At 43.6% G+C, this 22,468-nt stretch carries 27 protein-coding genes; 4 read left to right on the top strand and 23 right to left on the bottom strand.

Annotated elements, in window-relative coordinates:
* Window positions 1-35 precede the first annotated feature (35 nt).
* On the bottom strand, window positions 36-1,688 hold the full coding sequence (pgi, locus tag KP803_RS18180) for a glucose-6-phosphate isomerase (protein ID WP_248010288.1): 1,653 nt from the start codon (window positions 1,686-1,688) through the stop codon (window positions 36-38).
* Between the two features lie 293 nt (window positions 1,689-1,981).
* Between pgi and KP803_RS18185 the strand changes: the two genes are divergently transcribed.
* The gene (locus KP803_RS18185) at window positions 1,982-2,401 is read left to right on the top strand and encodes a secondary thiamine-phosphate synthase enzyme YjbQ (protein WP_248010289.1); all 420 of its coding nucleotides are present in this window, start codon (window positions 1,982-1,984) and stop codon (window positions 2,399-2,401) included.
* A gap of 35 nt (window positions 2,402-2,436) precedes the next feature.
* Here KP803_RS18185 and KP803_RS18190 read toward each other — a convergent pair whose 3' ends face one another.
* Genes KP803_RS18190 through KP803_RS18200 form a run of 3 tightly spaced genes read right to left on the bottom strand, consistent with a single transcriptional unit; the run spans window position 2,437 to window position 6,135 of the window.
* On the bottom strand, window positions 2,437-3,594 hold the full coding sequence (locus KP803_RS18190; protein WP_248010377.1) for a BamA/TamA family outer membrane protein: 1,158 nt from the start codon (window positions 3,592-3,594) through the stop codon (window positions 2,437-2,439).
* A gap of 44 nt (window positions 3,595-3,638) precedes the next feature.
* The gene (gene alr, locus KP803_RS18195; RefSeq protein WP_248010290.1) at window positions 3,639-4,757 is read right to left on the bottom strand and encodes an alanine racemase; all 1,119 of its coding nucleotides are present in this window, start codon (window positions 4,755-4,757) and stop codon (window positions 3,639-3,641) included.
* The gene (locus KP803_RS18200) at window positions 4,729-6,135 is read right to left on the bottom strand and encodes a replicative DNA helicase (RefSeq protein ID WP_248010291.1); all 1,407 of its coding nucleotides are present in this window, start codon (window positions 6,133-6,135) and stop codon (window positions 4,729-4,731) included. The genes alr and KP803_RS18200 overlap by 29 nt, the downstream gene beginning before the upstream one ends.
* A 169-nt stretch (window positions 6,136-6,304) precedes the next feature.
* On the opposite strand from KP803_RS18200, the gene KP803_RS18205 reads away from it, so the two are divergent.
* Window positions 6,305-7,069 (top strand): DUF481 domain-containing protein, encoded by a 765-nt coding sequence (locus KP803_RS18205; protein ID WP_248010292.1) that lies wholly within the window; start codon window positions 6,305-6,307, stop codon window positions 7,067-7,069.
* 156 nt (window positions 7,070-7,225) lie between these two features.
* On the opposite strand, the gene rplI is transcribed toward KP803_RS18205, so the two are convergent.
* The 15 genes from rplI to fkpA all read right to left on the bottom strand — a co-directional run bounded on the left by rplI (window position 7,226) and on the right by fkpA (window position 17,313).
* Entirely contained in the window at window positions 7,226-7,678 is a 453-nt protein-coding gene (gene rplI, locus KP803_RS18210) for a 50S ribosomal protein L9 (RefSeq protein ID WP_248010293.1), read from the bottom strand.
* Between the two features lie 32 nt (window positions 7,679-7,710).
* Entirely contained in the window at window positions 7,711-7,938 is a 228-nt protein-coding gene (gene rpsR / locus KP803_RS18215; protein WP_000090472.1) for a 30S ribosomal protein S18, read from the bottom strand.
* Between the two features lie 16 nt (window positions 7,939-7,954).
* Window positions 7,955-8,257: a primosomal replication protein N gene (priB, locus tag KP803_RS18220; protein ID WP_248010294.1), complete on the bottom strand. Its 303-nt coding sequence runs from the start codon at window positions 8,255-8,257 to the stop codon at window positions 7,955-7,957.
* A 7-nt stretch (window positions 8,258-8,264) separates the two neighbouring features.
* Window positions 8,265-8,663, bottom strand: a complete 399-nt coding sequence (rpsF, locus tag KP803_RS18225) for a 30S ribosomal protein S6 (protein WP_248010295.1) — start codon at window positions 8,661-8,663, stop codon at window positions 8,265-8,267.
* A gap of 261 nt (window positions 8,664-8,924) precedes the next feature.
* Complete coding sequence (gene bfr, locus KP803_RS18230; RefSeq protein ID WP_248010296.1) at window positions 8,925-9,404, bottom strand: bacterioferritin; 480 nt, start codon at window positions 9,402-9,404, stop codon at window positions 8,925-8,927.
* A 90-nt stretch (window positions 9,405-9,494) separates the two neighbouring features.
* On the bottom strand, window positions 9,495-9,683 hold the full coding sequence (locus tag KP803_RS18235) for a (2Fe-2S)-binding protein (RefSeq protein ID WP_248010297.1): 189 nt from the start codon (window positions 9,681-9,683) through the stop codon (window positions 9,495-9,497).
* Window positions 9,684-9,864: 181 nt separating this feature from the next.
* The gene (gene tuf / locus KP803_RS18240; RefSeq protein ID WP_248010298.1) at window positions 9,865-11,049 is read right to left on the bottom strand and encodes an elongation factor Tu; all 1,185 of its coding nucleotides are present in this window, start codon (window positions 11,047-11,049) and stop codon (window positions 9,865-9,867) included.
* Window positions 11,050-11,193: 144 nt separating this feature from the next.
* Window positions 11,194-13,290 (bottom strand): elongation factor G, encoded by a 2,097-nt coding sequence (gene fusA / locus KP803_RS18245; protein WP_248010299.1) that lies wholly within the window; start codon window positions 13,288-13,290, stop codon window positions 11,194-11,196.
* 128 nt (window positions 13,291-13,418) lie between these two features.
* A complete protein-coding gene (gene rpsG, locus KP803_RS18250) occupies window positions 13,419-13,889 on the bottom strand; it encodes a 30S ribosomal protein S7 (protein ID WP_017035801.1) in 471 nt (156 codons plus the stop codon).
* 103 nt (window positions 13,890-13,992) lie between these two features.
* Entirely contained in the window at window positions 13,993-14,367 is a 375-nt protein-coding gene (gene rpsL / locus KP803_RS18255) for a 30S ribosomal protein S12 (RefSeq protein ID WP_017035800.1), read from the bottom strand.
* A 181-nt stretch (window positions 14,368-14,548) separates the two neighbouring features.
* A complete protein-coding gene (gene tusB / locus KP803_RS18260) occupies window positions 14,549-14,827 on the bottom strand; it encodes a sulfurtransferase complex subunit TusB (RefSeq protein WP_248010300.1) in 279 nt (92 codons plus the stop codon).
* Between the two features lie 8 nt (window positions 14,828-14,835).
* On the bottom strand, window positions 14,836-15,192 hold the full coding sequence (gene tusC / locus KP803_RS18265) for a sulfurtransferase complex subunit TusC (protein WP_248010301.1): 357 nt from the start codon (window positions 15,190-15,192) through the stop codon (window positions 14,836-14,838).
* Window positions 15,189-15,587, bottom strand: coding sequence for a sulfurtransferase complex subunit TusD (gene tusD, locus KP803_RS18270; protein ID WP_248010302.1), 399 nt, complete (start codon window positions 15,585-15,587; stop codon window positions 15,189-15,191). Before tusD ends, tusC begins: the two co-directional genes overlap by 4 nt.
* Window positions 15,584-16,321 (bottom strand): helix-turn-helix transcriptional regulator, encoded by a 738-nt coding sequence (locus tag KP803_RS18275; protein WP_248010303.1) that lies wholly within the window; start codon window positions 16,319-16,321, stop codon window positions 15,584-15,586. Before KP803_RS18275 ends, tusD begins: the two co-directional genes overlap by 4 nt.
* Before the next feature lie 206 nt (window positions 16,322-16,527).
* Window positions 16,528-17,313, bottom strand: coding sequence for an FKBP-type peptidyl-prolyl cis-trans isomerase (gene fkpA, locus KP803_RS18280; RefSeq protein WP_248010304.1), 786 nt, complete (start codon window positions 17,311-17,313; stop codon window positions 16,528-16,530).
* Between the two features lie 131 nt (window positions 17,314-17,444).
* Between fkpA and KP803_RS18285 the strand changes: the two genes are divergently transcribed.
* Together KP803_RS18285 and KP803_RS18290 are read left to right on the top strand one after the other, a co-directional pair.
* A complete protein-coding gene (locus KP803_RS18285) occupies window positions 17,445-18,425 on the top strand; it encodes a WD40 repeat domain-containing protein (RefSeq protein WP_248010305.1) in 981 nt (326 codons plus the stop codon).
* Window positions 18,418-18,645, top strand: coding sequence for a SlyX family protein (locus KP803_RS18290; RefSeq protein ID WP_248010306.1), 228 nt, complete (start codon window positions 18,418-18,420; stop codon window positions 18,643-18,645). Before KP803_RS18285 ends, KP803_RS18290 begins: the two co-directional genes overlap by 8 nt.
* A gap of 38 nt (window positions 18,646-18,683) precedes the next feature.
* Here KP803_RS18290 and KP803_RS18295 read toward each other — a convergent pair whose 3' ends face one another.
* The 4 genes from KP803_RS18295 to hflX form a co-directional block, all read right to left on the bottom strand.
* Window positions 18,684-18,869, bottom strand: coding sequence for a DUF2065 domain-containing protein (locus KP803_RS18295; RefSeq protein WP_248010307.1), 186 nt, complete (start codon window positions 18,867-18,869; stop codon window positions 18,684-18,686).
* Between the two features lie 70 nt (window positions 18,870-18,939).
* Complete coding sequence (gene hflC / locus KP803_RS18300) at window positions 18,940-19,917, bottom strand: protease modulator HflC (RefSeq protein ID WP_248010308.1); 978 nt, start codon at window positions 19,915-19,917, stop codon at window positions 18,940-18,942.
* 2 nt (window positions 19,918-19,919) lie between these two features.
* On the bottom strand, window positions 19,920-21,104 hold the full coding sequence (hflK, locus tag KP803_RS18305; protein ID WP_248010309.1) for an FtsH protease activity modulator HflK: 1,185 nt from the start codon (window positions 21,102-21,104) through the stop codon (window positions 19,920-19,922).
* Between the two features lie 45 nt (window positions 21,105-21,149).
* Entirely contained in the window at window positions 21,150-22,439 is a 1,290-nt protein-coding gene (hflX, locus tag KP803_RS18310) for a ribosome rescue GTPase HflX (protein WP_248010310.1), read from the bottom strand.
* Between the last annotated feature and the right edge of the window lie 29 nt (window positions 22,440-22,468).

Below are 22,468 nucleotides of genomic sequence, written 5' to 3' on the forward strand. Positions count from 1 at the left end.
TATCTGCTTACCTAGTTAAGGTAATCAAGCTCTCATTACGCCTTGAATGCTTTAAACGCATTAATTAGGCCATTTGTTGAACTGTCATGAGAGTTAATTTCAGAACCATCAGCCAATTCAGGTAGAATTTGATTCGCAAGCTGCTTACCAAGCTCTACACCCCATTGGTCAAAACTGAAAATATTCCAGATAACACCTTGAGCAAAGATCTTATGCTCGTACATAGCAATCAAGTTGCCCAGTGTACGTGGTGTAATTTTTTTCACTAAGATAGAGTTTGTTGGGCGGTTACCTTCAAACACTTTAAATGGTGCTAACTCAGCCGCTTCTAGCTCTGATTTACCTGCCGCTGCAAATTCCGCTTTCACCGTCTCTTCTGATTTACCAAATGCTAACGCTTCTGTTTGAGCAAAAAAGTTAGACATGAGTTTCTGATGGTGATCACTTGCTGGGTTGTGGCTAATTGCAGGTGCAATGAAATCACATGGAATGAGCTTAGTGCCTTGGTGAATCAACTGGTAGAACGCGTGTTGACCATTAGTGCCTGGCTCACCCCAAATAATTGGACCAGTTTGGTAAGTAACAGCTTCGCCATTGCGGTCAACTGATTTACCGTTTGATTCCATATTCCCTTGTTGGAAGTAAGCGGCAAAACGATGCATGTACTGGTCGTATGGCAAGATAGACTCAGATTCAGCGCCGTGGAAGTTGTTGTACCACAAGCTGATCAACGCAAGGATGACTGGAACATTGCTTTCTAGATCTGTCGTTTCGAAGTGGTTATCCATCTCATGAGCGCCTTCTAGAAGCTCAACGAAATTATCAAAGCCAACCGCTAGTGAAATTGAAAGGCCAATCGCAGACCATAGTGAGTAACGGCCACCAACCCAATCCCAGAATTCAAACATGTTGTCAGTATCAATACCAAAATCAGCAACTGAAGCTGCGTTGGTCGACAATGCTGCAAAGTGTTTTGCAACGTATGCTTGATCGCCAGCTGACTCTAAGAACCAATCTCGAGCACTGTGCGCGTTCGTCATTGTCTCTTGTGTCGTAAATGTCTTAGAAGCAATCAAGAATAGTGTTGTCTCTGGATTTACTTTCTTCAACGTTTCAACGATGTGAGTGCCATCTACGTTCGATACAAAGTGCAGATTCAGGTGAGTTTTGTAAGGCGCTAATGCTTCACTAACCATGTATGGACCAAGGTCAGAACCGCCAATTCCGATATTGACTACATCGGTAATTGCTTTACCTGTGTAGCCTTTCCACTCACCAGATACGATTCGGTGCGTAAATAACTCCATTTTAGCTAAAACGGCATTCACAGCAGGCATGACATCTTTACCATCAACCATCACAGGCTTGTCGCTGCGATTACGTAAAGCAGTATGAAGTACCGCGCGATCTTCTGTTTTATTGATCACTTCACCACTGAACATTGCATCAATCGCAGATTTTAATTCAGTCTCTTTTGCTAGGCCAAAAAGATGCGTTAACGTCTCTTCATTGATTAAGTTTTTAGAGTAATCGATGAGAATATCTGAACCAAATTGCGTTGAAAACTTATCAAAACGTTGGCCGTCTTGAGCAAAAAGAGATTTCAGATCCATATCTTGCGCGGTTTCAAAGTGCGCAGTCAAAGCTTTCCAAGATTGAGTTTGTGTTGGGTTGATATTTTTCAACATGATGTAAATTCCGATGTGACAGTAGGTTTTATCCTATCCTCTTTACTAGATAACATCGCTATGCTTAGTAGTAAGAGAAATAGAACCCCCGGTTAGCAAATATTAATAAGTGGTTCCGTAATTAGCTTGAAAACGTTGTAATTAATTTTCATATGACGATTATGACTCAGCTCGATGTCACCAACGTTGAACTGGGTCACGTTAACAACTTTCGTAACAAGAAACCTTGTTTACATAAGGTCTCAAGCTTATAACAATCGTTAAACAATCATTTTTCAAGATTAGGATAGACTATGTGGTTTCAGAAAAACATTCAACTTTCAGGGAGAAAACGAGGCTTTCATCTCGTTACTGATGAAATTGAACAACAAATCCCTGAATTAGCGTCATTAACCGTTGGTATTGTGCACCTCTTTCTTCAGCACACCTCTGCGAGTCTAACTATCAATGAAAATGCAGACGCTACGGTTCGAATAGATATGGAGGCTCACTTTAACCGATATGTGCCTGAAAACGCACCTTACTATCAACATACCTATGAAGGTGAGGATGATATGCCCGCTCATATTAAAACAGCGTTGATTGGTCATAGCCTTACTATTCCAATTAGACAAGGCACATTCGCATTAGGGATGTGGCAAGGTATCTATTTAGGAGAGCACAGAAATGATGCCGGAGGAAGAAATATTGTCGTGACGATTCAAAGGGAGTAACACTCAGGCACTCCCTCTTTTCGCACTTCTCAAATTTAAAATGGTTGGTTTATCATTACACGGAATAAGCTCTCTTCAGAGCCTTTGGCCACTTCCGCCCGTACAACAACTCCCTCTACTTGCAAGCGTACCGCTCCTCCAACACTCCACTGCATATCGGTATGCAGTGTTTTAAGATCATACTCTTCAGCTACTCGCCCTACATCCACAAACGCCACCCATTGCCACCACGGTAGGTCATAGTAATTAATGACTGGGATACTCCCCAACGGTTGCCACTCTGGCAGCATTCGATATTCCGCCGAATAGTGAATGGCGGAGCGACCATGATACCGCCCTCCAGTGTAACTTCTAAGGCGGTATAACCCGCCTAAACTCACTTGCTCATGTTCTGGAGGTCGAACACAGGTTAGTGATTCATCACAGCGGTTCCAACTTGGCGTATCAGCGGTATAAAAGTCAAAGGCGAGGACCTGCTGTTCAAAGATGCCTCCTAGAGAGCCCAGAGAAAAGTACTGACTGTTTTGCAGCTCAATTTGGTTCCAAATTTCTTCGTTAGCCCAACTCTCTGAGCCCATGCTGAACGTCAGTTCGGTATGGGAACCTTTGGTTGGGTTTCTTGTGCTGTCTCGGTTATCCCAGTCTAACGCTAACCGAATACCTTTTGCGGTTTCATCTGAAGAAATCGCTTTTGATAATTTGCGGGAAGTATAAAAAGGAATAAGAGAAATAGAGGTCACGCCAGAGTCAATGGGGCTTGCAAAAGAGCTATCACGTTGAGGCTTGAACATGCCCATGTAACCATCATCTTTAATAACCCCCCAAGGTAAAAGAAACTTAAACTCCAGCTTATAATTTTCTTCAAAGCCATCAACAATGCTTTTGCCTTCAATAGAAGAACCATTGTTCCCTTGATTACCAATATAATATGGCGCTTGGTTGAGCTTTGCTTGATACAGTTGAGTGCTAAATAATAAACGATCAGTAAGTGCATAATTATACGCGGAGAGAAAGCCAATATAGCTGTCTTTATCAGAATAGAGCCCCATTCCGAATAAGGCGGCCTGAGGTTGCCATACGCCTTTCGCTACACCAGCAACGCCAACACTTAAGCCAAGAGTCTCTGTACTAAATAAAAATGGTACGAATGCAGAGTCTTTCTCTTTTGCTGTGACATTACTTGCCAGTAACATGTAAAAAAGCACAAAAGAGTGAACAATCAAGCGCGACATAGAACCTACTTTTGATATTCCATAGCGACACGAGAAGTCAGCTTCGTCACCAATTCATACGCTATAGTACCGATATGTCTTGCCACTTCTTCTGCGGCAAGTTCATTTCCCCAAAGTATCGCTACGTCGCCAACGCAGTCTTTCGCATCAGCGCCAAGATCAACCGTGAGCATGTCCATAGACACTCGCCCAGAAATTGGGACTTTACGCCCGTTAACCCAAACAGGTGTACCGTTGGGAGCCATTCTAGGATAGCCATCCCCATAACCGATGGCAATAACACCAATCTTCGTGTCTTTGTTACATACCCAAGCGCTGCCATAGCCCACGCTTTCACCCTCTTTCACCTCTCGCACTGCAATGATCGGTGCTTTCAATGTCATCAGTGGTTTATAACCGAGTTGCTCTGCCGTTTTATCGGCAAACGGAGAAACACCATACATAATGATGCCCGGTCTGACCCAATCCAACTGACTTAACTCCCAAGCCAGTAACCCCGCCGATGCCGCGAGAGAACGCTCACCATCACAGCCCTCTGTTAAGGATAGAAATAGATCTAACTGCTCTTGAGTATCAGGAAGCGTCAACTCATCTGCGCAACCAAAGTGGCTCATATAACGAAGTGGGCTGGCTACATTCGGACAAGCCTTTAAACGAGCAACAAATTCTGCATAATATTCAGGACGAACACCCAAACGATGCATACCAGTATCCACCTTAAGCCAAACAACAACAGGTTTATCAAGCTTCGTCTGTTCCAATGCTTCAAGCTGCTCTTCACAGTGAACCGCCGTTTGAATATTATTCGTGACTAATATCGGCAGATCGCCTGAGGAGTAAAAACCTTCCAGCAGCAAGATCGGCTTTACCACACCACTGGCACGCAGCTGTAGAGCCTCTTCAATTCTTGCTACACCAAAGGCGTCGGCAGCGTGCGCAGATTTAGCAACATGACGTAGCCCATGACCATAACCATTCGCTTTAACAACGGCCATCACCTTACTATTTGGCGCCTGCGCCTTAACTCGACTAAGGTTGTGCTCCAAAGCAGGAAGATCAATACAGGCCGTTGCCGCTTTCATATAGCTCATGCTATTACTCGTCATCAAATGCCGGGCCAGCATAATTATCAAAACGAGAGTACTGACCCTGGAACGTTAAACGAACCGAACCGATAGGACCGTTACGCTGTTTACCAAGAATGATTTCTGCGATGCCTTTGAGTGAGCTTTCAGGGTTATAAACTTCATCACGATAGATGAACATGATCAAATCGGCATCTTGCTCAATCGCGCCCGATTCACGCAAATCCGAGTTAATTGGGCGCTTGTCAGCACGTTGTTCTAGGGAACGGTTAAGCTGAGACAGTGCAACAACTGGAACATTAAGCTCTTTTGCCAAAGCTTTTAATGAACGTGAGATTTCTGAAATCTCTAACGTACGGTTATCTTGTAAACCAGGCACTCGCATTAACTGGAGATAGTCGACCATGATCATGCTCAAACCACCGGAATCTCGCGCAATTCGACGTGCACGAGAACGAAGCTCTGTCGGTGTTAAACCTGAGCTATCATCGATATACATGTTCTTCTTCTGCATCAAAATCCCCATCGTCGAGGAGATTCGAGCCCAGTCTTCATCATCCAATTGACCAGTACGAATTTTTGTTTGGTCGACACGAGAAAGCGATGCAAGCATACGCATCATGAGCTGTTCGGCTGGCATCTCTAACGAGAAGATCAGAACGGGCTTATCTTGATCCATAGCTGCGTTTTCACACAAGTTCATCGCAAATGTGGTTTTACCCATGGAAGGACGAGCGGCAACAATAATTAGATCTGACCCTTGCAATCCTGCTGTTTTCTTATTGAGGTCGTTGAACCCTGTACTCACACCTGTCACACCATCTTGCGGTGTCTTATAAAGCGTTTCGATACGCTCTAACGTCTTCTCTAGAATATTATCGACATTTTGTGGGCCTTCATTTTCTGTTGTACGCTCTTCTGCGATGGCAAAGACCTTACTTTCAGCAAGATCCAATAAATCTTCAGAGCTTCGACCTTGCGGATCATAGCCTGCATCAGCAATCTCATTCGCAACGCCAATCAAGTTGCGCACAAGTGCTCGCTCTGCGACAATATCGGCGTAAGCATTGATGTTGGCAGCACTTGGAGTATTCTTAGCAAGATCAGCGAGATAAGCAAAACCACCGACATCTTCAAGCTGTTCTCTAAGTTCTAAGAACTCAGACAATGTGATCAAATCAAGAGGCTTGCTGTCTTCTAGGATCGCTTTAGCTGCCTCAAAGATAAGTCGATGTGGTCGGCTATAGAAATCGTTCGCTAGGACTTTTTCTGCAACTGAATCCCAACGCTCGTTATCCAGAAGTAAGCCACCAATAACGGATTGCTCTGCTTCCAATGAGTGTGGAGGAACTTTGATTGCATCAACCTGTTTATCTGAGGTAACTCGCTTTCTAAAATCTGGTTTTCGATCAGCCATTATAGTGCTCAATTTCTCTTTTATTGCCGCCATTATAACGAGAATATCTCATTTGTAATTAAGTAAGCGGATGTTTGTATTTTACATCGATAGAATTGACCTATCGTTGACGAAGTAGTGTGAGGTTCAACATACTATTTATCCCCCATTTTATCTCTTGAGGTTCTGAGTGCGTAAACTTTTGTTCGCAAGTTTTAGCTTGCTAGCGACTTCATTGGCTTATGCAGAGGAAGCAATACCAAATCCGCTAGAGATTGAAATACCATCGCCATGGAACTCCGAAATTGAATTCGGTTATCAAGCACACAGTGGGAACTCTGATTCTCAGTCGCTGAACTCTCGACTCAATGCAGAGTACGTTGCTGGTCGGCACCGTAGTAGTGGCGAGTGGAAATTCTATATGTTGTATAAGGATGGCGAAGAAGACAAACGTCAGTCCACTTATACAGCGCAAAGTGACTATAAGTTAAGCCCTAAAACCTATCTATACGGTAACTTTAAAGGGGTTGAATCTCGCTATAGTGCCTACTTTAAAGATCACACATTATCAGGTGGTCTCGGTTATCAGTTTACCAATACCGATGCTTTGCTGGTCGAGTTGGAATTGGGCCCTGGTTTTCGTTATCAAGAACCAAACTTAGATGAAATAAAAGACGACGATATTATCTTTCCAGAAACCGTGCAGGAAGGTATTTTCCGTGGCAATCTTAATGTTGTCTGGAGCGTGGTTAACGACTTAAAACTGGCGGCAGATATTACCGCGGTATCGGGACCAAGTAATACCCGATTAGATACGGATTTTAATGTCACTAATAACATCACTGACGCAATTGCTCTTAAAGTATCTTACGCTCGACAATACCACGACAAGGTACCTGAAGGACTAAGTAACGGAGACAGTATCTTTTCCGTTAATCTGCTGTTTATCTTTTAAGTCAGTGACTAGCCTTAACATTTGCTCTCCGGTTTGTGGTGATTCACCGTTCGTTATTTCAGAGATTTCGTCTAAAGCCTATTTTAAAGACAAAAAAACACCGGCCTAAGCCGGTGTTTCAAATCTTCTTACGAAGAATTCGTCTAGATACTGAAATTACTCAGCAGCAACAACTTGTAGTTTCGCAGTAGCAAAAACTTCTGAATGAAGTTGGATGCTAATGTCGAATTCACCAGTGTTACGTAGAGCACCTTCAGGAAGGCGTACTTCACTCTTAGCAACTTCAACGCCAGCTGCTGTAATAGCATCAGCGATGTCGCGAGTACCGATAGAACCGAATAGTTTACCTTCGTCACCAGCTTTAGAAGCGATAACAACAGCTTCTAGAGCAGTTACTTTATCAGCACGTGCTTGAGCTGCAGTTAGTTGCTCAGCAACTTTAGCTTCTAGCTCAGCGCGACGAGTTTCGAACATTTCAACGTTAGCTTTAGTAGCCATAACTGCTTTACCCTGTGGGATAAGGAAGTTACGAGCGTAGCCAGATTTAACGTTTGCAGTATCGCCAAGTGCACCTAGGTTACCAATTTTATCAAGTAGAATAACTTGCATTATTTAATCCTCTTTCTTAATAAAACGACCGTTTACTGATGCTTATCAGTGTACGGTAGAAGAGCTAGGTAGCGTGAACGCTTGATAGCACGAGCTAGTTGACGCTGATATTTAGCACTTGTACCAGTGATACGGCTAGGTACGATTTTACCAGCTTCAGTAATGTAGTTTTTAAGAGTTGCTACGTCTTTGTAGTCAATCTCTTGTACGCCTTCTGCAGTGAAACGGCAGAATTTACGACGACGGAAGAAACGAGCCATGGGCTATCTCCTGATCTTAAATTTGAGTTATGTTGTCGGCATGCAATACTAATTTTCCCACACCATTTCGGCCGGTCTGATAAGCGACAAAGCCACTCACCTTAATATTACTACCTTGAACTAAGTTCTGAATTATTGCTTGTGACCCTTGCCCACTGATGACTACCGGCATACGACAATAAACTTGTCTCGGTAAATCAGCTTCAATCATGGTGGAACGGTGCTCTAACCAAAAACGGCAATGAGCGATACCAGCAGGACTTCGGCTTCGAATTGGTTCTTTCACGACAGAGCCGCTAAGTTCCATTCGATTGGTCATAAGTTAATTACTCAGCAGCTGCTTCTGGCTTAGCTTCTGGACGATCTGTACGCTCTTCACGACGAGGAGCACGTTCAGCACGCTCTTCTTTTTGCTTAAGCATAATAGATTGTTCAGTCACAGCGCCTTTAGTGCGCATGATCATGTTACGTAGAACTGCATCGTTAAAACGGAAAGCAGTTTCTAGCTCGTCAATCACTTCTTGGCCAGCTTCAACGTTCATAAGAACATAGTGAGCTTTGTGAAGCTTGTTGATTGGGTAAGCCATTTGACGACGACCCCAGTCTTCTAGACGGTGGATAGTACCGCCAGCTTCAGTGATAGAACCAGTGTAACGCTCGATCATGCCAGCAACTTGCTCGCTTTGATCAGGGTGAACCATGAATACGATTTCATAATGACGCATTTGGTTGCTCCTTACGGATTATTAGCTTCCACGAGTGGCTCGGTCGTCCAGAGGAAGCAAGGAACTAAAGATAAATGACCGAGAATTAAGGACGGCAAATAGTACAGAAAGGAAGCAGAATAGGCAAGAGAAATGTGAGATTGACAATGGTTTCTAGTTTGGAGGGCTAATGAAGAAAATAAATTGTGGTTCAACGAGAGTAAAGCCGCTCAATCAATTGGAGATTGAACGGCTTGAATTGGATAGTGAATGTGCGTGTTATTAGTCGTCTTCGTCAACAAACTGAGCTTGTAGGTAATTTTCTATTCCCGTCATTTCAATCAGGCCAAGTTGTGTTTCTAGCCAATCTACATGCTCTTCTTCATCTTCTAAGATATCTTGAAAAAGATCGCGTGATACGTAATCTCGAATCCCTTCAGCATAAGCAATAGCATCTTTTAGGTCAGGTATCGCCGTCATCTCAACATTCAAATCACTTTCAAGCATCTCTTTGGCATTCTCACCAATATTCAGCTTACCTAGGTCTTGAAGGTTAGGAAGCCCTTCCAAAAACAAAATACGCTCAACCAGATGATCGGCATGTTTCATCTCATCAATGGACTCGTCATATTCCTTATCAGCAAGGTGCTTTAAACCCCAGTCTTTGTACATACGAGCGTGAAGAAAATATTGATTAATAGCAACGAGCTCGTTGCCTAGAACTTTATTGAGATGTTGGATGATGATTGGATCGCCTTTCATAGATTAGCCCTCCTCATATGGCTCTATTAAATGTAGAACGTATAAGAAGAGTGTCAACGTATCAAAGGACGTAAATGTCGTTAAAGTGCTCTAACTGGCCTGTCTAAATTGGGTAGAAAGTGTTTCGTCAATGATCTCTTTCGCTGGACGAACGCACTTACCGCACTGGCTGCCAAGTGCTGTGCATTTTTTTATGCCACGAATATCGGAAATCCCCTCTTCAATAACAAGCTTCTTAATTTTTTTATCAGAGATTCCATGACACAAACAAACGTACATACTACAACCTAAATAAATGAACCAGGGCCTAAATATAAATGAGAACCGTTATTATTACCACTTTCAATTGCAGCTTGTTTAGATACTTTTGTTATAAGAAAAATCACTTTTATAGCATGCATAAAAAAGGGAAGCCTAAGCTTCCCTTCTTGATACAATGATTGCAAATCTAACTAATTAATTAGTCAAAGATTTTAGCAACAACACCAGCACCTACTGTACGGCCACCTTCGCGGATTGCGAAACGTAGACCTTCGTCCATTGCGATTGGAGCAATTAGCTCAACCGTCATTTGAACGTTGTCACCTGGCATTACCATCTCTACGCCTTCAGGTAGAGTGATGTCGCCTGTTACGTCAGTTGTACGGAAGTAGAACTGTGGACGGTAACCCTTGAAGAAAGGAGTGTGACGGCCGCCTTCGTCTTTAGAAAGTACGTATACTTCAGACTCAAAACGTGTGTGTGGGTTGATTGAACCTGGAGCAGCTAGTACTTGACCACGTTCAACGTCTTCACGCTTAGTACCACGTAGAAGTGCACCAACGTTCTCACCAGCACGACCTTCGTCTAGAAGCTTACGGAACATTTCAACACCAGTACAAGTAGTCGTTGTTGTATCTTTGATACCAACGATTTCTACTTCGTTACCTACGTTTAGGATACCGCGCTCGATACGACCAGTTACAACTGTACCACGACCTTGGATTGAGAATACGTCTTCAATCGGTAGTAGGAACGGTTGGTCTACTGCACGCTCTGGCTCAGGAATGTAAGAATCTAGTGCTTCTGCAAGCTCTACGATCTTGTCTTCCCACTGCTTTTCGCCGTTTAGTGCACCAAGAGCTGAACCTTGGATTACTGGAAGATCATCACCTGGGAATTCGTACTCAGAAAGAAGTTCACGAACTTCCATCTCAACTAGCTCTAGAAGCTCTTCATCATCTACCATGTCACATTTGTTCATGAATACGATGATGTAAGGGATACCAACTTGACGACCAAGTAGGATGTGCTCACGAGTTTGAGGCATTGGGCCGTCAGTCGCAGCAACAACTAGGATACCGCCGTCCATTTGTGCAGCACCAGTGATCATGTTTTTAACATAATCCGCGTGTCCTGGACAATCTACGTGTGCGTAGTGACGTGCTGGAGTGTCGTACTCAACGTGTGAAGTTGCGATTGTGATACCGCGCTCACGCTCTTCTGGAGCGTTATCGATAGAAGCGAAATCTTTAGCAACACCGCCGTATACTTTTGCAAGAGTAGTACAGATAGCAGCAGTTAGAGTTGTTTTACCGTGGTCAACGTGGCCGATAGTACCAACGTTTACGTGCGGTTTCGTACGTTCAAATTTTTCTTTAGACACGATCGTGTTCCTTCCTAGTTATGATTCGACCTGATCATTATTGATCAGGAAGATCCAGAATTTGCTATTTTATGCGCCAACTCGCGTCAGCGCAATATTTGGACGCATTGATCTTTCAAAAAAAAGAAAAATGTGTCCGTTTTTTTAACCACGCTCTGCAATGATGGCTTTTGCTACATTGTTTGGCACTTCAGCGTACTCACTAAACTCCATAGAGTAAGAGGCACGACCTTGTGTCGCAGAACGTAAATCAGTTGCGTAACCGAACATGACAGACAACGGAACTTGTGCACGAATTATCTTCAGGCCAGCTGTCCCCTCGTCCATTCCTTCGATGATGCCACGACGACGGTTAATATCGCCAACGACGTCACCCATCCAATCCTCTGGAGTAGTCACCTCAACTTTCATCATAGGCTCAAGCAAAACAGGTTGCGCTTCTAGCGCCGCCGTTTTGAAAGCCATAGAGGCAGCAATCAAGAATGCTGTCTCACTTGAATCTGTTTCATGATAAGAGCCATCGTAGAGTGTCGCTTTGATATCCAAAATTGGGTAACCAGCAACGACACCACTATTCATCTGCTCTTCAGCGCCTTTTGCGACTGAATCGATAAACTCTTTTGGTACTGCGCCATCAGCAATCTCATTAGCAAAGACAAACCCTTCCCCCTTCTCTGATGGTTCAAGCTTAAGCCAAACATGGCCATATTGCCCTTTACCACCCGACTCACGGATGAATTTACCTTCTGCGTTTGCTGTACCTCGAATGGTTTCACGGTAAGCAACTTGTGGATTACCAACATTACAGTTAACGCTAAACTCACGTTGCATACGGTCAACAATGATATCTAAGTGAAGTTCACCCATACCAGAAATCAACGTTTGCCCCGTCTCATCATCCGTTTCAACACGGAACGATGGATCTTCTGCTGCTAGCTTACCCAGTGCAATCGTCATTTTGTCTTGATCGGCTTGAGAGCGCGGCTCAACAACAATTTGAATCACTGGATCAGGGAATTCCATACGCTCAAGAATGATCTTATGGTTCTGATCACACAGGGTTTCACCTGTGGTCACATCTTTAAGACCAATAATAGCGGCGATATCACCTGCTCGAACTTCTTTCACTTCTTCACGCTTGTTTGAGTGCATTTGAACAATACGACCCAAACGCTCACGTTGCTGTTTCACTGAGTTGTAAGCGGTTTTACCACTTTCAACGACACCAGAATAAACACGAACAAACGTTAAAGTGCCAACAAATGGGTCTGTTGCGATCTTAAATGCCAATGCAGAAAACGGTTCGTTATCATCAGCGTGACGTTCTACTTCATTCTCTTTTTCATCAATACCCTGAATTGCAGGTACATCCGCAGGAGAAGGAAGGAAATCAACTACTGCATCTAGAACGGCTTGTACGCCCTTGTTTTTAAACGCACTGCCACAAGTCGCTAGTACAATTTCATTACTCAGAGTACGAGTACGAAGACCTTGCTTAATTTCTGCTTCAGTCAACTCACCTTCTTCAAGGTATTTGTCCATTAGCTCTTCAGAGGCCTCAGCCGCTGCTTCCACTAATTCAGTACGGTACTCTTCAGCCATTTCTTGCATGTCAGCTGGAATGTCTTCGTACTTAAACGTCATGCCTTGATCAGCTTCGTTCCAGTTGATCGCTTTCATCTTGATCAGGTCAACAACACCCTTAAACTCATCTTCAGCGCCAATATTCAACTGAATCGGTACAGGTGTCGCACCAAGGCGATCTTTAATTTGTTCTACAACACGCAAGAAGTCAGCGCCAGTACGGTCCATTTTATTAACGAAAACCATACGAGGAACGCTGTATTTGTCAGCTTGACGCCATACCGTTTCTGATTGCGGTTCTACACCAGACGAGCCACAGAAAACAACGACTGCACCATCAAGTACGCGTAGAGAGCGTTCTACTTCGATAGTAAAGTCAACATGTCCTGGGGTGTCGATAATATTGATGCGATGATCTTGATACTGTGCTTCCATACCACGCCAAAAGGTGGTGGTAGCCGCAGAGGTGATAGTAATACCACGCTCTTGCTCTTGCTCCATCCAGTCCATGGTCGCAGCGCCATCATGAACTTCACCGATTTTATGAGAAAGGCCAGTATAGAACAGAATACGTTCACTTGTGGTTGTTTTACCTGCATCTACGTGAGCTACGATACCGATATTACGGTAGCGCTCAATAGGAGTTTTACGAGCCACTGTGTATCCTCTTTGTAGGAATTATTGATGTTTCAAAAAAGAGCTTTTGAAATATAAATAAACCCTAATATCTATTAGGTAGGAAGGAAGAAAGTGCTGCGAGAGGAACTCGCAGCACTAAAAAGGTATTACCAGCGGTAATGAGCGAATGCTTTGTTAGCATCAGCCATACGGTGAACGTCTTCACGTTTCTTAACCGAAGTACCTTTGTTCTCAGACGCGTCTAGCATTTCAGCAGCTAGGCGTTGAGCCATAGATTTTTCACCACGCTTACGCGCAGCTTCAACTACCCAACGCATAGCAAGAGCGTTACGGCGAACCGGACGAACTTCTACAGGTACTTGGTAAGTTGAACCACCCACACGGCGAGATTTAACCTCTACCGATGGACGAACATTTTCAAGAGCTTCTTCAAATACAGCTAAGTGATCTTTACCAGATTTCTCAGCCATAACTTCTAGTGCAGTGTAAACAATTTTCTCTGCAGTAGATTTTTTTCCGTCAACCATAAGGATGTTAACGAATTTTGCCAGCAGCTCAGATTTGAACTTAGGATCTGGAAGGATCTTACGCTGGCCTATAACGCGACGACGTGGCATGGATATTCTCCGTTGTCTTCTTCAGGTTTTTTCCAAAACTTTTCAGAATAATAAATAAAATAGTGTTTGGCCTTACTTAACGCTTTCTTTTAAAAAAGACGCATTAAGACTTAGGACGTTTAACACCATACTTAGAACGACCTTTCTTACGGTCGTTTACGCCAGCACAGTCTAGTGCGCCGCGAACTGTGTGGTAACGTACACCCGGAAGGTCTTTAACACGACCGCCACGGATTAGAACAACACTGTGCTCTTGAAGGTTGTGGCCTTCACCACCGATGTACGAAGTCACTTCAAAGCCGTTCGTTAGACGAACACGGCAAACCTTACGAAGTGCTGAGTTAGGTTTTTTAGGTGTAGTTGTGTAAACACGAGTACATACACCACGTTTTTGTGGGCACGCTTCTAGTGCAGGCACGTTGCTTTTAACAACTTGCTTTACACGAGGTTTACGTACCAACTGGTTAATAGTTGCCATTAACTAGCTCCTGATTTACTTGAAAGTAAGCTTTGTGAAAAATCTAGCCCTAATGTAGTTCATACAATTAGGGACGCAAAATTCTATTCAGACGTGGGAGATGTGTCAAGAAATATACAGATCTTTTTTCACTACGATGGTTAAAAAGTGGCTTTATCAAGAGTAGAAATGCTGAGTTTATCTACCAAGATATTGATTTAGAATGTTTTGCCGTCAGATCAACAAAGTTATCCATATCAATCACCGAAATTTTAGGCGAAACATAAGAATCGATACCCCTTGCCTGCAAGTCAATATTCAAGACAGAAATGGGGCAAGGTAAACTTTGTAGTTGCGTATGCAAAAAATGATTTGGGTTTGCCATATAAACCGAAGATTGGGTCAATAACAGTTCATCTTCTTTAGTCGCAAACTGGAGGACAATAGGTAGCTTTTCAATATGAGTCAAAATATAGAGCATGATCGTGCCTAAAAACTAAGAAGGTGATGACAGTCAGCCATAAGAGCTGTAATTTCCTGACTAGAGACAACACTCGCCTCGAACGCCATAGAGGCATCAAGTAAACCTCGCTGTTCTAAGGCTGCCTGACAGACGTAGACCTGTTCAATGTCATACAAGTCCATCAATTTAAAGCTGCTAATATAATCTCGACTTAACAGCTGTTCTGGTTGCTGTGAACTAATCGCTTGCGCCACGCCATCACCGATGAAAAAGACATAAATGTCCTCACTGTAGGCAGAAGCGGCTAGTAGGGCGTCTAACCCTTCTCGTCCTGCAGAAGTCGAATGAGGTGGTGAATGGAAAATAAAACCCAGTTTTTTCAAAATTGAACCACGCGATCTTGAGTCAACATAGCTTCCGCTAAACTTCCTAAACCAGATTGAGTAAAACCATCTGCCAGATTGCTACTCGTTAATTTATGCTGAACCGCTTCACTCTCACCGACAACCCCTCGGCGAAGGGCCGCTGCAACGCAGGTCTCTAACGCGGTGCCATGTTCCCTTGCTAGGGTTTGCCAAGCTTGAACTAAATCAAACTCGTCATTAGCTGGAACCGTGAGACTAGAGCCATTACTGACCCCATCTTGATAAAAAAAGACACTTTTTAATGTGTGCCCTTTTTTAATCAATGCTTGTGCAAAGAGAAATGCAGTTCTCGCAGCTTGTGAACCGTACACTGAGCCATTGACCACTAATGTGTAGCTAAGAGAAGAACTCAAGACTCTTCGTCCTCAGTCTTACGTTGACGGATATAAAGATAGACGGTGTGCTTCGAAATGTTCAAGCGATCCGCTACTCGATTAATCGCATCTTTAATATCAAAGATGCCTTTGTCATAGAGTTCCATAACAATTTGGCGGTTCTTGGTATTATTAGAGACTGACTTATCAGCATTAATCTCTTCAATCGTGCGCTCAACCGTTTGATCCACCAGCTCTTCAACATCACTAGCGAAGTTAACTGAGGAAGCGGCTTCATTTGCCTCTTGCGTCGGCATAAACGACTTTAGTACTTGAGAAAATGGCGCGTCTAAGTTTACGTTAATACATAGAAGGCCAATCACTCGATTATCACCATTACGAATAGCAACAGTGATCGATTTCATTAATACGCCACCTTTTGCGCGCGTAAAGTATGAGCGAGAGAAGTTGCGCTCTGACCCTTCGATGTCTTTAAGCATCTTTAAAGCAAGATCAGTTATAGGCGAACCAACTTGTCTTCCTGTGTTCTCACCATTGGCAATCTTAATTGCTGAGGTATTTAAGTCCTCTAATGAGTGTAAAACAATCTCACAAAATGGGCCGATCAAGCTGGCAATACCGTCAACAACTGCTTCGTAAGATCTTAGAATTATTTTGTCATGGTCACTAAATGGCATCACATGGACGGACTCCATCTCAAGCAACTCAGTCTCAAGTAGCATATCTGCATTTAGTGTTTCGGTCGTGGTCACGATATTCTCGCCTCAGTGCAAAAAATCAACAAATCTAACTAAGTTTATCAGAAAATTTGAAGAGAACATCAAGCTAAGTGGAGATCTGGTGATTTAACGCAAAGAATAAGGCATGGATCTCTAAATAAAGCGGCCCCATGTTATGGATAGCAAAAAATAAGGGCCTGATCTAATCAGGCCCTTATCGGTACAGCTGTTTATTTCGATTATTGAGTTTCTACACTCTCATCACTTTCGATTTTCAGAAGCTCAACTTCAAATACAAGCGTTGAGTTTGCAGGAATCGTCGGTGTGTCTTGTGGGCCGTAAGCAAGCTGTGGTGGAATAACAAACTTGAACTTAGAACCAACTGGCATTAGTTGAACACCTTCAGTCCATCCTGGAATAACGCGATTCAGTGGGAATACTGCTGGCTCACCACGATCGTACGAACTATCGAACTGAGTACCATCAATCAAAGTACCTTTGTAATGTACTTGAACCGTGTCAGTGTCTTTCGGCTGGTCGCCTTTCGCTTCTGTCATTACTTGATAAAGAAGGCCTGAATCTGTTTTCGTTACGCCTTCTTGCGCTGCGAATTCAGCTTGGAAGTCTTGACCCGCTTTTTCAGCGGCTGCTGCTTTCTCTTCCGCCTGTTCTTGCATTGCCGTTGAAACGCGTACGTCTAGCTCTTCAAGAGCAGCACGTGTTTCTTCTTCATTCAGTTCAGCATTACCAGCAAACACATGCTCAATACCTTTCAGTACAAGCTCTTTATCTAAATTGATACCAATTTCACTCGGCTTCTCAATGCTGGTGCTTAGGTAGTTTGCAAAAGAAACACCGATTGCATATGCCGCTTTATCATCGTCCGTTTTAAAGTGAACAGCTTTACCTGTTTCTGCAACTTGCTCTACTGCTGCTGTTTCCGCTTTTGGCTCTTCTTCTTTCTGACAGCCAACTGCCAACATTACTGTTGCTGCAAGCAGTGACACTTTAAAAATCGATTTCATTTAATTCTCCAGTTTTAGGCTAACCATTCGTCACAATCGCTCAGTTATAACTGGCATGCGAGACGTAGTTGTACCAATATAGCTTATATGTTTACAAATTGTCTTTAAACACCAAGCGGATATTGGACTTGATGCGAAATATTCTTCATTCAATTTTATGTGGCTTTGTCATCCTAATGTTAAATGGATGCTTTTTCTCTTCTAAAAATGATCAACGGTGGGAGCTAGAGCCCAAAGGCACAACAAGCTTCGCATTAAGCCGCGATGCAAGGTTTGCTTTAATTTACTCAAAAGAGCATCACCTAGTGCTATGGGACCTTGAACAAAATGAGCAACTCGCCCAATTAGGAAAACAAGACGCTCAACAGAACCTAGTTTCTCGTATTCGAATTTCCGACAATGGTCGCTTTGCTATCACTGCGAGCCAAATCAACTTCGCCGTTTGGGACCTATCATGGACGCAAGCAGAAGGACTTTGGTCTATTTCTGATGGTCTTATTCGTGATGTTGATATTTCTAGCAATGGCGAGCAAGTACTACTTGGGCTCTCTAACGGTAAAGCCATCCACGTCAATTTAGTCACCGGACGCCGCCTAGAGTTCCTTGCGCACCAAGAAAAAATTAATTCTGTTGCCCTTTCACCGAATGGCCGCTTTGCGTTTTCTGGTGGAAATGACTATAAAGCTCATTTATGGGATACCGAATCAGGGCTTATTATGAGGACGTTCGAACATGAACAACGTGTTGTCCGTGTCGCATTACAGAGGGATGGAGAGCTCGCCTTTAGCTCCGATGGAGGCAATCAAGCCATTATCTGGGATTTAACAACAGGGGAAGAGCAAGCTTCATTAAGCAGTTTCTCTCGCCAACTGATTTTTTCTACTGCCCGTTTCTCTGATGATGGTTCAAAACTGATTACTGGCACACCATCAAGCAGAGTTATGGTTTGGGACACAGAAACAGGGAAGCGCATGAGCGGATTTGAAGTAGAGCCATTAAAAGATGCTCGCCCTCCCCGTGCGGTAGTGTATGATGCCGCTTTCGATAATCAGCAGCGCGTTGTCTCGGGTACATCCGCTGGAATTGCACAGGCTTGGAAATTTGATGACTGACAAAAACTATCAAGCACTAGAAGATCGCATTAACGACTTAGAGTGCCAACTCGCTTTTCAAGAACAAACCGTAAGTGAATTAAACGATGCACTTTCTACTCAGCAACTGTTGATCACTAAGATGCAAGATCAAATGAAGTACGTTGCTGGGAAAGTAAAAAACATGGACTCTTCTAACCTTGCAGATCCTTCAGAAGAGACGCCGCCACCTCACTACTAATAAGGTGAAACATTCTCTAGCTTAACGTTACTGCTCATTTAAGCAAATACATAAGCTATCACCACCCCGGCAACCACTAAGCAGCCCCCCATTCTTCTAAGGTGGTTATCTGACTGCTCACTTAATTGAGCCACCATTGCACGCCAACCATTGGGGGCCAAAAGTGGGCCTAACCCTTCTACAATTAAGACCAATCCAAGCGCCATCCAGATAGAGTTCGACATTTGTTATCCTTTCTAAAAAGAAAGGCTCCTAAAAAGGAGCCTTATTCAACGGTTCAGTTATCAACTGCTGTTATTTCGCTGACGCACCGTGTGAGTTATTCATGTATTGGAAGAAATCACTCTTAGGATCTAATACTAAGATATCGCTCTTATCACCAAATGAACGCTCATACGCTTGAAGTGAACGAATGAAACCATAGAACTCAGGATCTTTTCCGAATGCATCCGCGTAGATGTTTGCCGCCTGTGCATCCGCGTCACCGCGTGTTACACGAGCCGTTCTATCTGCTTCAGCCAGTACTGTTGCTACTTCTAGCTCAGCCTGCGCTCGGATAACTTCCGCTTTCTCACGACCTTGAGAACGGTGTCTACGAGCAACCGATTCACGCTCAGCACGCATACGACGGTAAATAGACTCACTAATTTCTTCAGGAAGATTTATTTTCTTCATTCGGAAATCAACAATCTCAACACCCAAGTCAGTCATCGCACTACCCGCAGTTCCCGAAAGTACGTTTTCCATGATCTTGTCGCGTTCACCATCGATCTCAAGTGCTTCTTTCGCCGCTTCAGTGGTGACTTCTTCACTATCTGCGCTATCCGGTAAAACATCTTTGTTACGAGGACCAGAAACAATCTGCTTGATTTCACGAGCACCAATTTCAGAACGAAGAACGTCCGTCACTTTACGCTCTAGAAGTGCTTCTGCAGTCATGACATTACCGCCACCCGTTGTCAGATAAAAGCGGCCAAAATCAGCAATACGCCATTTCACATAGGTATCGATGATGACATCTTTTTTCTCTGACGTTACAAAGCGATCAGAACGGCCATCCATTGTTTGGATACGCGCATCAAGTGTTTTAACACGGTCAAACAGTGGCATCTTAAAGTGAATACCAGGTTCGTAAATACGAGAGACGCCATTGTCATCCAGTACACGACCAAAACGAATCACCATACCGCGCTCACCTTCTTGAATCACAAACAGTGACATCAGCATGAGAACAACGGTCACTGCCAATACAGGGATCATTAACTTACGCATTTTTAGTATCTCCCTTGACGTGAGCCCGACGTGCGGGATTGTGAATCAGATTGTTGATCATTACTTTTCGACTCAAGTTCGATTTGATCGTACGTTGAACCTGATGATGACTTACGATTACTTTGAGAGCTACCTTCTTTACCTGCCAATTTATCAATTGGGAGGTATAACAGATTGCCACTAGACTCAGAATCGATCAGAACTTTCGACGTATTAGAGTAAACCTTTTCCATTGTATCTAGATACATACGGTTACGGGTTACTTCAGGTGCCGCAGCATACTCTGGTAATAGCTTCTCAAACTGAGCCACTTCACCAATGGCTGCATTGATTGTACGTTCAGAGTAACCAAGTGCTTCTCTTTTCAGACGTTCTGCACGACCAGTTGCTTTTGGTAAGATATCGTTACGATACGCTTCCGCTTCACGCTCAAAACGCTCTTCATCTTCTCGAGCTGCGATTGCATCATCAAATGAGTCTTTCACTTGCTCTGGTGGACGCGCAGATTGGAAGTTAACATCAACAATCGTTAAACCCATATCGTAAGAATCGATAATGTCATTTAGCGTCTCTTGAGTACTTTGACGAATTTGCTGACGACCACTGGTCAGAATGCTATCCATCAACGAGTCACCAATAACAGCACGAAGCGCTGAATCTGTTGCTTGACCTAAGCTGTCATCCGCATTTGTTACTGTATATAGGTACTTATATGGGTCTGAAATTCGGTACTGAACATCCATCCCAACCGTCACTACATTTTCGTCTTTTGTCAGCATCAAACCTGAGCCACGAAGAGAGCGAATCGCCTGTACGTTAACGGCTTCATAGGTATCAATACCGGCTGGACGCCAGTTCAAACCAGGATCAACAATGCGATCGTATTTACCTAAACGTAATACAACACCTCGCTCTGCTTCACCAATTGTATAAAAGCCTGAGAAAAACCAAACTGCGACTGCGATTGCTGCAATAATACCTAAGCCAATTGCACCGCCGCCTCCGATAGAAGGGCCTTTACCACCTTTATTACCAAACTTGCCACCCAATTTTTGACTCAGTTTACTAAATACTTCGTCTAAATCAGGTGGTCCTTGATCTCGGCCGCCACGATTATCTTTATTACCCCAAGGGTCTTTATCGCGGCCGTTATTGCCGTTGTTATTACCAGGCTCATTCCACGCCATTAGAAAGCTCCATCATTAGATATGACGTTATACTGTAGCAGTCCTTTAAGTAACTATAAAGTCACGTAAAACTACCTCTTCTCTTTTCTCTAGCTTTGACCAATCAACTTGCTGCATTCGAATATCAATCAGCAGATCACCATCTTGGTCATACTCTTCTTGTTGAATACAATTCAATTGGAAGAATGCACTACGAATTCGTCCCTGATACTCAGGTGGGATTCGTAGTCGATAACTCACCATTTGACTCGCCAAGCGTTCTGTCAGCGCTTCAAACAGTAGATCAATCCCCTTTCCTTCCATAGCTGAAACCCAAACGGTACGTGGATGTCCTTCCTCGTCCCTTTCAATTCTCGGCTTCTGTCCCTCAAGGTTATCAATCTTATTCATTACTACAAGAGCGGGTATCTCGTGAGCATCGATCTCTTCTAGCACATCATGAACGGCTTGAATATTCTCACGAAAGCGGTCATCACTGGCATCAACAACATGTAACAAAATGTCAGCTTCTTGCGTCTCTTGTAACGTTGCCTTAAATGCAGCAACTAAGTCATGAGGAAGATGTCGAATAAAACCAACAGTATCCGCTAATATCGCCGTTCCCACATCAGAAAGTTCGATCTTTCTTAATGTTGGGTCAAGCGTTGCAAATAATTGGTCCGCAGCGTAAACACCCGCCTCTGTAATGCAGTTAAAGAGTGTTGACTTACCTGCATTGGTGTATCCAACTAATGAAATAGTGGGTATTTCTGCACGATTTCTCGCTCGACGACCTTGCTCTCGCTGTTTAGCCACTTTAGCTAAACGACGTAAAATCGTTTTGATTCGATCTCGCAACAATCGTCTATCGGTCTCTAGTTGAGTTTCACCCGGCCCACGTAAACCGATGCCACCTTTTTGTCTCTCAAGGTGAGTCCAACCTCGGATCAATCGAGTAGATATATGACGCAGCTGAGCAAGCTCAACTTGTAACTTACCTTCATGAGTACGAGCCCGCTGTGCAAATATATCTAGAATTAAACCTGTACGGTCTAAGACTCGACATTGACACAACGCTTCTAGGTTTCGTTCCTGGGCAGGCGAAAGAGCATGGTTGAAGATCACGACATCGGCACTCACTAACTGAACAGCTTGTGCGATCTCTTGAGCTTTGCCCTCTCCGACATAGTATTTAGGGTGTGGAGATTGACGACTGCCAGTAATCACTTGCAGTGTCGACACTCCAGCAGAAGAAACAAGCATTTCACATTCGCTTAAATCTTCCCACTCACCCTCTTGCGAGAAGTTGATATGAACAAGTACGGCTCGTTCACCGGCTTCATAACGGTCAAACAAGCAGCCAACTCCTTCTTGTTGAACTAATA

It is taken from the genome of Vibrio amylolyticus, assembly GCF_023145695.1.
GTDB classification, from domain to species: domain Bacteria; phylum Pseudomonadota; class Gammaproteobacteria; order Enterobacterales; family Vibrionaceae; genus Vibrio; species Vibrio amylolyticus.

Bases quoted from the DNA above. Each gene is read 5' to 3' on its own strand.
- KP803_RS18185 (WP_248010289.1), top strand. From the start codon at position 1,982: ATGTGGTTTCAGAAAAACATTCAACTTTCAGGGAGAAAACGAGGCTTT.
- tusB (WP_248010300.1), bottom strand. From the start codon at position 14,827: ATGCTCTATATTTTGACTCATATTGAAAAGCTACCTATTGTCCTCCAG.
- KP803_RS18235 (WP_248010297.1), bottom strand. From the start codon at position 9,683: ATGTACGTTTGTTTGTGTCATGGAATCTCTGATAAAAAAATTAAGAAG.
- hflC (WP_248010308.1), bottom strand. From the start codon at position 19,917: ATGCGTAAGTTAATGATCCCTGTATTGGCAGTGACCGTTGTTCTCATG.
- fkpA (WP_248010304.1), bottom strand. From the start codon at position 17,313: ATGAAATCGATTTTTAAAGTGTCACTGCTTGCAGCAACAGTAATGTTG.
- KP803_RS18295 (WP_248010307.1), bottom strand. From the start codon at position 18,869: ATGTCGAACTCTATCTGGATGGCGCTTGGATTGGTCTTAATTGTAGAA.
- rplI (WP_248010293.1), bottom strand. From the start codon at position 7,678: ATGCAAGTTATTCTACTTGATAAAATTGGTAACCTAGGTGCACTTGGC.
- priB (WP_248010294.1), bottom strand. From the start codon at position 8,257: ATGACCAATCGAATGGAACTTAGCGGCTCTGTCGTGAAAGAACCAATT.
- KP803_RS18290 (WP_248010306.1), top strand. From the start codon at position 18,418: ATGACTGACAAAAACTATCAAGCACTAGAAGATCGCATTAACGACTTA.
- KP803_RS18190 (WP_248010377.1), bottom strand. From the start codon at position 3,594: ATGTTACTGGCAAGTAATGTCACAGCAAAAGAGAAAGACTCTGCATTC.
- pgi (WP_248010288.1), bottom strand. From the start codon at position 1,688: ATGTTGAAAAATATCAACCCAACACAAACTCAATCTTGGAAAGCTTTG.
- KP803_RS18285 (WP_248010305.1), top strand. From the start codon at position 17,445: ATGCGAAATATTCTTCATTCAATTTTATGTGGCTTTGTCATCCTAATG.
- alr (WP_248010290.1), bottom strand. From the start codon at position 4,757: ATGCTGGCCCGGCATTTGATGACGAGTAATAGCATGAGCTATATGAAA.
- KP803_RS18200 (WP_248010291.1), bottom strand. From the start codon at position 6,135: ATGGCTGATCGAAAACCAGATTTTAGAAAGCGAGTTACCTCAGATAAA.
- rpsR (WP_000090472.1), bottom strand. From the start codon at position 7,938: ATGGCTCGTTTCTTCCGTCGTCGTAAATTCTGCCGTTTCACTGCAGAA.
- hflK (WP_248010309.1), bottom strand. From the start codon at position 21,104: ATGGCGTGGAATGAGCCTGGTAATAACAACGGCAATAACGGCCGCGAT.
- rpsF (WP_248010295.1), bottom strand. From the start codon at position 8,663: ATGCGTCATTATGAAATCGTATTCATGGTTCACCCTGATCAAAGCGAG.
- rpsL (WP_017035800.1), bottom strand. From the start codon at position 14,367: ATGGCAACTATTAACCAGTTGGTACGTAAACCTCGTGTAAAGCAAGTT.
- bfr (WP_248010296.1), bottom strand. From the start codon at position 9,404: ATGAAAGGCGATCCAATCATCATCCAACATCTCAATAAAGTTCTAGGC.
- rpsG (WP_017035801.1), bottom strand. From the start codon at position 13,889: ATGCCACGTCGTCGCGTTATAGGCCAGCGTAAGATCCTTCCAGATCCT.